This is a genomic window from Streptomyces sp. CB02366 (assembly GCF_001905905.1).
Classification (GTDB): Bacteria; Actinomycetota; Actinomycetes; order Streptomycetales; family Streptomycetaceae; genus Streptomyces.
Window position 1 is genome coordinate 541,144 of sequence record NZ_LIVT01000001.1, and the last position, 218, is coordinate 541,361.

At 70.6% G+C, this 218-nt stretch carries 1 protein-coding gene; it reads right to left on the minus strand.

From position 1 onward, the window contains the following. On the minus strand, window positions 1–218 hold a 218-nt coding region (locus AMK24_RS34510), incomplete at both ends, for a prepilin peptidase (RefSeq protein WP_242434891.1).

The following is a 218-nucleotide window of genomic DNA, read 5'->3' on the forward strand; positions in this document are numbered from 1 at the left end:
CCGTAGACCGCCCCGAACAGAAACCCGGTGAACCCGCCGACGAACAGCACGGCCCAGCCGTACCAGCCGAGGACCACACCCAGGGCGAGGGCGAGTTTGACGTCCCCGAACCCCATGCCGTTCGGGTTGATCAGGAAGAGCAGGAGGTAGAAGCCGCCGAGGGCCAGGCCGCCCAGCAGGCCCGAGGTCCAGGAGCCGGCGTGCCCGGGGAGCAGGGC